11 protein-coding genes are annotated in these 11,740 nt (G+C 38.4%); 7 read left to right on the plus strand and 4 right to left on the minus strand.

The genetic code is table 11. From position 1 onward, the window contains the following. Positions 1-117: 117 nt before the first annotated feature. The 4 genes from AC25Y1_RS15745 to AC25Y1_RS15760 all read right to left on the minus strand — a co-directional run bounded on the left by AC25Y1_RS15745 (position 118) and on the right by AC25Y1_RS15760 (position 4,135). Positions 118-1,257 carry a Ger(x)C family spore germination protein gene (locus AC25Y1_RS15745; RefSeq protein ID WP_488148950.1) on the minus strand — a complete coding sequence of 380 codons (1,140 nt, stop codon included), beginning with the start codon at positions 1,255-1,257 and terminating at the stop codon, positions 118-120. Continuing rightward, the gene (locus tag AC25Y1_RS15750; protein WP_488148951.1) at positions 1,254-2,354 is read right to left on the minus strand and encodes a GerAB/ArcD/ProY family transporter; all 1,101 of its coding nucleotides are present in this window, start codon (positions 2,352-2,354) and stop codon (positions 1,254-1,256) included. Before AC25Y1_RS15750 ends, AC25Y1_RS15745 begins: the two co-directional genes overlap by 4 nt. Positions 2,355-2,375: 21 nt before the next feature. Next, positions 2,376-3,866: a spore germination protein gene (locus tag AC25Y1_RS15755; protein ID WP_488148952.1), complete on the minus strand. Its 1,491-nt coding sequence runs from the start codon at positions 3,864-3,866 to the stop codon at positions 2,376-2,378. 80 nt (positions 3,867-3,946) lie between these two features. Further along, positions 3,947-4,135: a hypothetical protein gene (locus AC25Y1_RS15760; protein WP_488148953.1), complete on the minus strand. Its 189-nt coding sequence runs from the start codon at positions 4,133-4,135 to the stop codon at positions 3,947-3,949. 113 nt (positions 4,136-4,248) lie between these two features. Between AC25Y1_RS15760 and AC25Y1_RS15765 the strand changes: the two genes are divergently transcribed. The 7 genes from AC25Y1_RS15765 (at position 4,249) to AC25Y1_RS15795 (ending at position 11,704) form a co-directional block, all read left to right on the plus strand. After that, the gene (locus AC25Y1_RS15765) at positions 4,249-5,214 is read left to right on the plus strand and encodes an alpha/beta hydrolase (protein ID WP_488148954.1); all 966 of its coding nucleotides are present in this window, start codon (positions 4,249-4,251) and stop codon (positions 5,212-5,214) included. Positions 5,215-5,356: 142 nt separating this feature from the next. Beyond that, positions 5,357-6,298, plus strand: a complete 942-nt coding sequence (locus tag AC25Y1_RS15770) for an MBL fold metallo-hydrolase (protein WP_488148955.1) — start codon at positions 5,357-5,359, stop codon at positions 6,296-6,298. 34 nt (positions 6,299-6,332) lie between these two features. Next, positions 6,333-7,046: a gamma-glutamyl-gamma-aminobutyrate hydrolase family protein gene (locus AC25Y1_RS15775; RefSeq protein WP_488148956.1), complete on the plus strand. Its 714-nt coding sequence runs from the start codon at positions 6,333-6,335 to the stop codon at positions 7,044-7,046. A gap of 2 nt (positions 7,047-7,048) precedes the next feature. Beyond that, positions 7,049-7,975, plus strand: a complete 927-nt coding sequence (locus tag AC25Y1_RS15780; protein ID WP_488148957.1) for a dipeptidase — start codon at positions 7,049-7,051, stop codon at positions 7,973-7,975. Positions 7,976-8,111: 136 nt separating this feature from the next. Further along, complete coding sequence (locus AC25Y1_RS15785; protein WP_488148962.1) at positions 8,112-9,509, plus strand: spore germination protein; 1,398 nt, start codon at positions 8,112-8,114, stop codon at positions 9,507-9,509. A 3-nt stretch (positions 9,510-9,512) separates the two neighbouring features. Continuing rightward, positions 9,513-10,598 (plus strand): GerAB/ArcD/ProY family transporter, encoded by a 1,086-nt coding sequence (locus tag AC25Y1_RS15790; protein WP_488148958.1) that lies wholly within the window; start codon positions 9,513-9,515, stop codon positions 10,596-10,598. Then, positions 10,595-11,704 carry a Ger(x)C family spore germination protein gene (locus AC25Y1_RS15795; RefSeq protein ID WP_488148959.1) on the plus strand — a complete coding sequence of 370 codons (1,110 nt, stop codon included), beginning with the start codon at positions 10,595-10,597 and terminating at the stop codon, positions 11,702-11,704. Before AC25Y1_RS15790 ends, AC25Y1_RS15795 begins: the two co-directional genes overlap by 4 nt. The last annotated feature ends 36 nt before the right edge of the window (positions 11,705-11,740 follow it).

Consider the following 11,740-nt stretch of genomic DNA (forward strand, 5'->3'; position numbering starts at 1 on the left):
CAATTATGTATACTTATTATAACGAATACGGAGCATACAAGTTACCACTTTTAGGATTAATTCAATAAACGCGTAAAAAAGCGACAGTGTTTTATTTCAAACACCGTCGCCTTCAGTTCAATCAATCACACCATGCTGAATAATTTCTACCTCAACATTAAAGTTAACCTTAATTGTTGGATACATTTCGCGCCATTCTTCATTAGTTAAGTCTTTACCTTCTGAAGTCTCTTTATAAATAAGTCCGAAGCCAAATGGGTCAGATTCAAGTTGTTGAAGTTTAGCAAGTATCTTTTTAAAACGCGTTTCCATGTTTTTTTTTATTTCTTCGCCCATCTTCCGAACAACTTTTGGATCTTTTAAAATAATACCAGCGGACTGCTCTAGTAAACGTAATTTTAAGGTGGTGTCTACTTTAAAAACTAAAGAATCGGCATTTTCAATTGTTGTTTTACTTTTCCCGTTATCGATTATAACTGAAATTTGTACCTCTTCTTCTTGCTTTCTGTTTTCTCTTTCCTCGAGATGGTCTTTAAATGGTTCCAGAGGAAGTGATAACCTTAGCTCATGTTCTTTTACGGTACGGTCCATCAAATTGATAAGCGTCGCTTCATCATTCGTGATTTCACCTACCATCACATCAGCCTTAAATAGGGCAAGACTTGATAGTTTAGGGATATCATCAATAATTTCAAAGATGGGGAGCACATTATCTTGTCCAACATCATAGTATATTCGCAAAAAGTCTTGTAATGTTTTTCGGGGGATATTATGATCTCTAGAATGATTGTCAATCAAGCCATGTAAATACTGCCCAATATCCGTTGGGATATTCTCTGAATCCGCGGACAATACTTCTTCCGCAGTCGTTTTACTCACAGCTAAATACATGAGATCAGGAATTCGAGCATCGCGGGAGGCAGTATCTAAAAGGGGTAAAATCCCTTTTCTAACCATATCATTTCCAAGGATTGAAAGCTTGATCTTGCCAATTGCGAGTTTGTACATTGAAGCATGAGATGCGTCATCTAAAGCTTCTATGACCGTTTTTCCTTTGCCCTTGATTAATTTTGTCGTATTATCTGCGTTCGCTGTAAATTGAAACGTAACAAAGGACACTTCAAATAATTCATCATCAATAAGATCCACGCCACGTGCATTAACAATTCCTATTTTCTCGATTTCCTGCATTTCTATACAACTTACAAGAAAAAAACAGGGCAGGATTAGCATTAACATATTTTTGAGGTTTTTCATTTCGCACTTCCTTTGGCTCTCTGACGTTTCTTCTTTAGTAAAACGATGGGAAGAAGAAGGAGTGGGTAGATAAACACAATCCAAAATCCTACTTTACTCACTACATCGCTGATATAGCGAATTTGTGATTCAGTCCTAATCATGCTGCAAACGATTAATGAAAGTGTAGCCACTACATATAAGGATTTTTTGTGTGATACGGCATATAATCGATTCGCCCCATGAGTTATCATCCACATAAGGAGCACCAGTGTTGGAATCGTGACCATCATCCATTCCGCAATTATAAAATAGTCGAAGCGCTCCATGAATGAAAAAGAGACAGATTTAAATAAAGATAAAACTGGCCAAGTGATTAAATTGAAATCATTCGGACTGTAATAGCCGATTGAAATAATCGTTGTGATTAAAACAAGAAAAGCAGAAATCGACAAACCGATAAAAACAGGAAGCTTAGCATTTTTTTTGTTTTCTATAAAAGGATAGATGAAAAACAAAATCTCCATCCCGAGGAAGGTATATGAAGTGGTTCGAGCCCCTTTCAGCAAATCTGTAATAGAGGCCTCAAACATTGGTAGAAAATGCGCGCTTTCCATCCGGGATATTGGATCATAAAGTAAGATGAATACCCAAGGGGCCATTAAGAAAAAAATAAAAACAACACCAATGATCACGCGGAAACCATTATGGACAGTATAAACAACGAGTAGGAGCAACAATAATCCCATTATGAAATTTGAAATGGTTGGAAAGATAAAAATTTGAATGATTTCAATATAGTTCAGTAAAACAGAGAGAAACTCCGCCGCAAAGAAAACAAGATAAATAGTTCCGAGCAATTTCCCAATCCATTTCCCAAAGACATCGACTTGAATGCCTAAGATATCCGCATTTTCGTAGTTGTTTAAAATGACAAGCATTGCCCAAGCGACAATGAACATGAATAGAAGCGCAATAATGACTGAAATCCATGCGTCTTGCCGAGCAGATTCGAAAATATAACGCGGTGTCCCTAAGATACCAACACCGACTTGGATTCCTACTATGATAAAAAGTAAATAAAAAGCACGTATACTTTGTCCAGGTTTTATAGTCAAATTGACCTTCAATTACACCACCTACTCCTCAATATCACGTTTTTTAAGCGCTTCCTTTTTGGAATAACGCGTTTGATCCTTTGGTCGATACATAGTGGCACGTTGACTATTTTGCGCGGGAGGTGTGCGAAAGAACACTTTATTCAAATCTTTAAGGTTTAATGGATAGATAGGTGCTAAATAAGGACGACCCAGAGATTTAAGTCTAAGTAAATGAATGATTAATAAACAAACCCCGAACATGATACCAATCAAACCGTAGAGACCGGCCAAGATCATCAACGGGAAACGGAGAACCCGAAAAGTTGTCCCAAGCACATAGCTTGGCGTCGTAAAGGATGCGAGCGCGCTCATTGCCACAACGATGATTAATATGTTACTCGTCAGACCGGCTTCAACGGCTGCTTGTCCAATAACGATTCCGCCTACAATGCCCATTGTTTGTCCAACTTTAGTCGGTAACCTAGCCCCGGCTTCGCGTAATAACTCAATCATGAGTTCTATCAGTAGTGCTTCTAGAAGGGGTGGAAAGGGAACTGCGGCCCGAGACTGTCCAATGGAAACAATCAATGCCGTTGGAATGAGTTCATAATGATAGGTAACGACGGCGATATAAGTCGGTGTGAGCATAAGTGCGGTAAAAATCGCGACTAAACGTAGAAGTCGAAAGGCAGTGGCTGGAAGCCAGCGCATATAAACATCTTCCATAGCTTCGAAAAAACTAAAAAAAGTAGAAGGCGCTATAAAAGAGTTGGGACTATTTTCAACTAATACAGCAATTTTTCCATTTTTGACCGAATAACTTAGACGACTAGGCAATTCTGTCACATAAAATTGGGGGAATATTGTGGTAGATGAATCTTCAATATACTGTTTTAATCTCGTTGAATCCTCTAGTTCATCAATATCCAAATCTTCAATTCGCTGACGTATCGTATTGATATCCGTATCATTCGCAACGGATTTCAAATAAATCAGCCGAACTTCGCGAGGAATCACTTTACCAACAATTATTTTTTCCATAACAAGATCTTCGGATGGGAGAATCTGCCGGATTACATTTAAATTTGTGTATAATGATTCAGTAAAGGCAATCTGAGGACCTTCGACGACTGATTCCGTCTCAGATTTCTCCAAACTCCGTTTTTCCTCTTCCATCAATAAATAAAGAATAACCTGATTTTCACCTTCAATGTAAATGAAAACGCCGCCCAATATAATCTTATTGAATACTTCATTCATTGAATTTGTGATTGATCCATTACCCAAAGGAATTTCATTTAAGACGTCAAGACTCGTCCAGGCTTCTGAATGACTGAGTAAAGGGGCTAATAAAGAACTTTCCAGCTTATTTGTATCGATTAAGTAAGAAATTCCAAAAACTGCAATCTTTTTACCTTGATGTTCGTATACGGAAAAGAGTAGATCCTCATCCGAATGATTCTCGAATTTACTTTTAATGATGATTTCCAATTCATTCACTAGTAAAGGAAAGATGGTTTGATTTTTCAATTTGACCTCCTAAGAAAACGAGAATGATTATTAGTATGAGGCAAAAGAGTGCGAAATATAACAATGAAACAATTGCAGAATTAATAGAGGTTGTATTGTCTTGATTTAGGAATTGAGACAAGTGCTGCGAAAGGGATGCTTAAATTTGGTCTCGCATATGATGTGCGCTCAAATTCAAATAATGTCCGCCCAATCTTGAAAATCACCTCATTATGTCCGCGCAATCTTGAAAGATGTCTGCTGAAATTCTCCAATCCTTCTTTAAACATTCGAAAACAAACATTTCCTACCATTCTTTCTAAAATAAAACCAATCTATATAGCTAGTTTTTATAGTATAATAGGAGGTAGTGAGATTTCTTTGCAAATCTGATAAAGAAGGAATGAGAAACATTAAAAAAAATTGGAAAAAGTTGCTGCTTCTTGTACTCGTTTTATTTCTGGCGTTTCAAATTATTGGCAGTTTCTTTTTTTATGACTTAGCCATCAAAAGAGGGCATAAAAAGTATTTGGAAAACAATACGGACCTAGAAGTTTCTGCGGAAACGATGGAACTATTTGTCAATGGAGAATGGAAAGATTGGGTAGCCAAGCAAGACTTTGAACCGATGAATATGATGGCACGTGACGGCACGAATCTATCAGGCTATTTTCTAAGTGCCCCAGAACCCACAAACAAACTCGTTATCTTAGCGCATGGCTATCTAGGTAATGCGAAACAGATGGGGTTATATGGACAGTACTATTATGAAGAATTAGGCTATAACCTTTTCATGCCGGATGCTAGAGGACACGGAAAAAGTGGGGGAGAGTATTACGGGTTTGGTTGGCCGGATCGCCTCGACTTAGTAGATTGGACCAAGCGATTGGTGAAGAACCTTGGATCAGATACGGACATTGTTTACCACGGTTTATCGATGGGTGCTGCAACAGTGCTGATGGCCAGTGGCGAAGAGGACTTGCCACCTCAAGTCAATGCGATTATCGCAGACAGCCCCTACGAATCCGTTTATAAATTATTCGCTTATCAAATGAAGCGTATGTTTCACCTCCCAGCGTTTCCACTTTTAGATAGCACCAGCTTGTTGACAAAAGTGCGGGCGGGTTATTTATTAAAAGAAGCGAGTGCCTTAACGCAAGTTGAGCAAACAACAGTGCCAATTATGTACATCCATGGGAAGGCCGATACATTCATCCCCGTGACGATGTCCGAGGATTTATATAAGCATACAGCGAGTGACTCAGAATTGTTTTTAGTGGACGGTGCAAATCACGGCGAAGCATTTGCGTTACACAAAGATGGCTATAAAAATAGTGTCCAACAATTCTTAGGGAAACATCTTAATTAAAGAAGTCGTACCAGTTTGAATGCAACTTTCAAACTGGTACGACTTTTTTTCTTCCCCCTAAAATTCTCACTTCACACAAAACTCCAAAAACATGTATGATAGTATCAGAGGGAATTGTTTGAATAGTAAAGGGGGAATTTGGATGCTGAAAGAATTAGGCATTACACCAATTAGAATGGAATTGCCATTTCGTTTAAACCATGTGAATTGTTTTATGGCAGAAGGAGAAAATGGTTGGACGGTGATTGATTCGGGATTAAATAATTCATACACCGCTAAGGTTTGGGACGAAAATCTTCTGGGGAAAAACGTCACGGATCTATACTTAACCCATTACCATCCCGATCATTTCGGACATGCGGGGACGCTGCAACAAAAAACAGGCGCACGTGTATCTATGTCGAAAATTGATGCAGATGCTGGCTATAATGCGTGGACGGACGAATTTCTGGGGAGTATACATAGTCATTATCTAGCATCTGGCATTCCTGACGATATTGGAAAACAGATGGTAGAAAACACTTTTGGATTTGTCCCGCTCGTCACACCGCATCCGCAAGTAGATCATTACTTTAAAGAAGGAGAAATCGTACCCATCGGTCGCTATGAATACGAAGTGATATTTGCACCAGGTCATTCAGATGGTATGATTTGTTTTTACAACGCTGAAAAAGATTTCTTACTTTCAGCTGATCATATTTTACCGAGAATTACACCCAATATTTCATACTGGTTTCACGGAAATGATAACCCGCTAAAATCTTATTTGAATTCATTAGATAAAATAAAAGAACTCAATATCGATTTTGTTGTGCCTTCCCACGGGAAACCGTTTCACGGAGCGAATAAACGAATAGATGAGATAAAAGAACACCATGATAACCGACTCGCTGAAACGATGAAGGGCATCGGTCAAGGCGCGACGGTCTATGAAGTTTTCAATCGCTTATTTGATTGGAATTTGACCATCCATGAAATTCGCTTTGCGGTAGGGGAGACAGTCGCGCACCTCGAATACTTGCGTCATCAAGGGAAATGTAAGAGAGAATTACAAAACGGCGTTTGGCATTATTCAATCGCTTAATTGTATCTAACTGAGAAAAGAGGGGGACAAATTTATGAAACCAATTATTGGAATTACTACAAGTCATGAGGGAGAGAGAAAGCTCCAACTCAATACGAATTATGCAGCTGCGGTCATTCGAGCAGGTGGTATACCACTACTTTTACCGATGGGGATTGAAGAAGATTTCGAACAAGTGACCGACATGCTAGACGGTTTACTTCTGACTGGCGGCGGGGATATTGACCCCATATTGTTCAATGAAGAACCGCATCAGAAACTTGGAGAAGTTTCACCAACTCGTGACGCATTTGAAATAGGCATCGCGAAGGAAGTACTGGCGGCAGATAAACCAATATTGGGCATTTGCAAAGGGCTTCAAATTATTAATGTCGCATTGGGTGGGACACTTATTCAAGACATCTATTCACAATGTGAAACGCCTCCTTTGTTGCACTCACAAAAGGCACCAAGAAAACATCCGACGCATTTCGTACAAGTTGAAAAGGATTCGATCCTTTCATCCATATCAGAAAGTGCTCAAATAAGCGTCAACTCCTTCCATCATCAGGCTGTGAAAGATGTACCTAGCCCGCTAAAAATTACGGGAACTGCCAGTGACGGAATCATTGAAGCAGTGGAAAGTACTGACCATCAGTTCGTACTTGGCGTTCAATGGCATCCGGAAGCATTGGCGGAAGGTAGTGACGCGGTATCACTCCGAATCTTCCAGACCTTCATTGACAAAAGCAAAGAAAGTAGGCGTTGACAATGACTGTAATCGACTTACACTGTGACGTTCTATTACGTTTATATGAGACAAACGGAAAATTGGCCTTCAAAAATGCACCTGAACTGGATACGAATTTTGAAAAGATGAAAACAGGGGGCGTTCGTGCACAGGCCTTTGCAATCTTCATCGAACCTGACATGAAATCTGACGAAAAGTTTCAAGCTGCACTAGACCAAATCCATTATTTTTACAATGATGTTTTGGCAAATAACCCACAAATGAAACAGGTTAAAGACTGGAATGACTTCGATCAGCTGAAATCAGGAGAAATAGGCGCATTTTTAACGCTAGAAGGTGTGGATGCTATTGGGAATGACATTCAAAAGTTAAGCATTCTATACGAGCTAGGCATTCGTTCAATTGGCCTCACCTGGAATAATGCGAATCTAGCAGCGGACGGGGCAGGAGAAAAACGTGGGGCGGGACTCACCGAGTTCGGAAGGGAAATCGTTCAATTCAATAACGAACGAAAAATCCTTACCGATGTCTCTCATTTAAGTGAAAAAGCATTTTGGGATGTTATGGAGGAAGCAGCGTATCCGATTGCAAGCCACTCCAATTCGAAAGCAATCTGCAATCATGTACGAAATTTATCAGACGAACAAGCAAAAGCCATGTTTGATAAAAACGGTCTGATTCATGTCGTATATTGCCCTCAGTTCGTGAAAGAGAAAGGTGACGTGACCATTTCTGATTTGATAAAACATATCGACCACTTCAGTTCATTGGGCGGGGTGAAGCAAATTGGTTTAGGCTCTGATTTCGACGGCATTGAGTCGAAAATCATTGATTTAGAAGATGCCTCCATGCATCCCAATTTACTAAATGAGCTCCAAAAATATTATAGCGAAGACGAAGTAAAGGGTTTCGCTTATCAAAACTTTTTAAATCATCGTCCGAAATAAGAATTGCAGGAACAATCTACCGATTGTTCCTGTTTTTTAATTTTTCAACCTATACCTATTTATTGCTCTATGAATAAAGGCAATCTAAACAGGAAACCATAATGCTATAACTTCCCAACTTAAAGGAGGCATTCCAATCGAAGCGCTAAAAAGGAAATTAGATGGAATTGCGGATGCCGTGTTTAGAGATGTTTATGTTGAAAAAGAGCGCGTCACCTTAATCTATTTTAGTTCGCTAATCGATAAGCTCTTATTACACCAAACAGTCATAGCGCCATTATTGGCGTCAAAAGCAAATGTCTTGCAAACATCTGAAGTAATCGAATCAAGCGATCTGAATGGACTTATTTCTTCTATTACTGCAGGAAATACAATTATCTATTTTCATAAAGAAAATTTATATTTAACCAAAGATACTTTTAGTGCACCTTCCGCCTCTATTACAGACACCGACACTGAATCGAGCGTGATTGGTCCTCAAAACGCATTTGCTGAATCATTGGATACCAATCTGTCTTTAATCAAAAGAAGAATTCAAAACCCGAATTTAAAAATCAAGAATCATGTGATTGATTCTGAAACGAATACAAAAGTTTCTGTCCTTTATATGGATAATATTGCGAATAAGGAAAACTTGGACATTGTCAATAAAAAAATTCAGGAAATTAATCATCCCGGTCTTAATGATATTTCTATTTTGCAACAACTAATGGATGATCACCCCTTTTCTCCGTTTCCACAATACCATGAATCAGTTAGACCCGATATTACAGTATCGAGCCTATTGAACGGGCGCATTGTTGTACTAATGGAAAATAGTAAAGCGGTAATGATTTGTCCGATTTCTTTTTTTGAGTTATTTATATCACCGGAAGATTATTATAATCGGTGGACGACCGCGTCACTTCTTCGTTCTATTCGGTTTTTTGGTTTTTTCTTGACGATTATCTTAACACCTACTTATATTTCAATCCTGACTTATCATCCCGAGATGTTGCCCTTTGATCTTTTATTGAATCTTCAAGAGTCGCGGGGCAAGGTTCCATTTTCACCACTGATGGAAGTCTTGTTTATGGAACTTGTTATCGAGGTATTAAGGGAAGCTGGTTCGCGGATGCCAACAAAAATTGGTCAAACGATTGGTATTGTTGGCGGTATTGTAATTGGAACTGCTGCAGTTGAAGCAAGCCTTGTCAGTAATACATTGATTGTGATTGTTGCTGTTTCAGCACTTTTATCCTTTTTATCTCCTAACTTTGTCATGAGTAATACAAGTCGTTTTGTTCGGTACTTTTTCATTTTAGGTGCAGGTTTTTTTGGCCTTTATGGGCAAATGATTGCATTTGCATGGTTATTTCACCACTTATTAAGTTTGACTTCGCTAAGTACACCCTTTTTAACGCCGTTAATCCCAAGGAAATGGACGGATCTTCTAGATTCTGTCGTCCGGATGCCGACGATATTCCTTAAACATAAACCAGGAATTACAAGAGCACAAACTAAAACAACACCTCCTGAAGAAAGGGAGGAGTGAACAATGGATGAAAGTAAATTAAAAATATTAAATCGCTATCATGTAATATTTCTTGTGCAAAATGTGATTGTTGGGACTACAGTGTTGTCTTTGCCACATCGATTAAGTTCAATGGGCTATAGCATGTGGTGGATGCCTTTTTTATTTGGCGTTATCGCAAACGCGTTACTCATACCCATGATCTGGCTTGGCTTAAAATATAAAGAGGATACACTATTCGTCATCCATGAAAAACTTTTCGGTAAATGGGTAGGGAAAATGATAAATACAATCTTTCTTGTCTATTTCATCGTTATCATATCAGCTGTAATTTCTAGTTATTTACAATTAATACAAGTAGTTGCACTCATAGACCGGAACATTACAGCGCCTTTAATTGTTTTTTTACTTATGCTTGTTTATATTGTTAGCGGCGGCATTAAATCGATTGCACGATTTTGTATCATCAGCTTTTTCTTGACGTTTTGGCTAGTTTTATTTTTGAAATGGGGTGTTATCGATGGTGATGTTAGCCATATGATGCCCATTTTCAACGCCTCGACAGGAGAATTTTTTACGGCATTTAAAAAGGGGTTAATGGCAATCGGCGGTTTTGAATTAATCTCATTTTACTTTCCATATATGATCAACCAAAAAAAAGCGTTTAAACATGCATCGATTGGATTATGGTTAAGCGTATTATTCACCTTTGTATTTACCCTAGTCAGTGTGATGTTTTTCTCGGAATGGCAACTTGAAAATGTATTGTATCCGGTTTTAAACTTGTTCAAAGAAGTGATGTTATCCTTTCTTGAAAGAATTGATGTACTTGGGATAACAATATGGGTTTTTCTGATTTTATCAACAAGCGCTGCTTATTTATGGGTTGCCAAGAGGGGATTAGATTCGATTCGTTCAAAACCCAAAAAGATTCATATCTATTTAATCGCAGCAATTGTCCTCCTTGTCGTCCAATTTCCGTATATGCAAGAATTCCAAATGCTATTATTTGAACGTGTTTTTTACATGATGTACGGCTTATTTTTATGGCCCATTTTGTTGTGTTTAATCCACGTGCTTAAGCCAAAAAAGAACGAGGGAATAGGATGAAGAAAAAAAGTTTATTGTTTATAATTGTGAGTATTATCTTTACAACCGGATGTGCAGACGAGGATGGTCAGCGCCACCCCTCAGTGGAAGAATTGGCTTTGGTTAGCAGTGTGGGATTTGATCTGGCGAATGGTCATGAAATGAGAATGACTGTAGGAATTCCTCAACCAGCGGGCGAATCCCCTGTCCTGACCGAGGCTTATTCCATCGATACGGAAATGATACAAGAAGGATTTGTTGAACTGTCTTCAAAGACCGATAAAATGATTGTGTTAAACCAACTCCGTACGCTTCTATTTAGTGAAGAATTTGCGAGAAGTGGAAAAGTAACGGAAGTCGTTGAACATTTTTATCGGGACGCAACCCTTGGAAATAAGATCCGCCTAGTCATTGTCAAAGATCAAGTAGAAGATGTTTTGAAAGCGGATTATCCGGAAAATCAACATATGGATGCTTATTTGAATGATTTGTTCCAACCGAATCTTCACACTTCATTTAGCCCTTTTACATCCATACATGATTATATGAACACGCAAACGAGTCCAATCTACCATACAATGGTTCCTTACCTAGAAAAACAAGAAAAGTCGCTAAAAGTGACAAGGATTGCTTTATTTGATAATGAAAAAATGGTTGAGACAATTTCAACTGAAGATTCTTTAATCATTCAAGCATTGACAGGCCAAGAAAAACTAGCGCCACTTGGAATAACATTTATAGATAACCCTAAGGATAAAAAAGTTTTTTTAGAACAAATCGAAAATGATGTAAAAATAAAGGGAAATAAAACCATCGAATCCCCGACAGCTGATATTCGACTTAAAATAAAAGCGGTGCTCATCGAATATAAAGGGAATCGAGATCTAAGTAAAGTAGGGGAGTATAAGAAACTAGAACAGGAAATCGGAAAACATCTTCAAAAGGAAATAGAAGATATTCTTGTTAGACTCCAAAAAATGGAGTTAGATCCAGTAGGCATGAGTGAGAAATTTAGAATGTATCATAAGGGAAAGTGGACAGATGAGCTCACGAAAAAAGTGATTACTTCATTAGATTACAATGTAAAAGTGGAATTTAAAATTCTAAATACGGGGACTTTACGATAAAGTGAAACTTCAATCCGTGGGGGTTTTCCTCATCCC

It is taken from the genome of Sporosarcina sp. Y1009, from assembly GCF_057669865.1.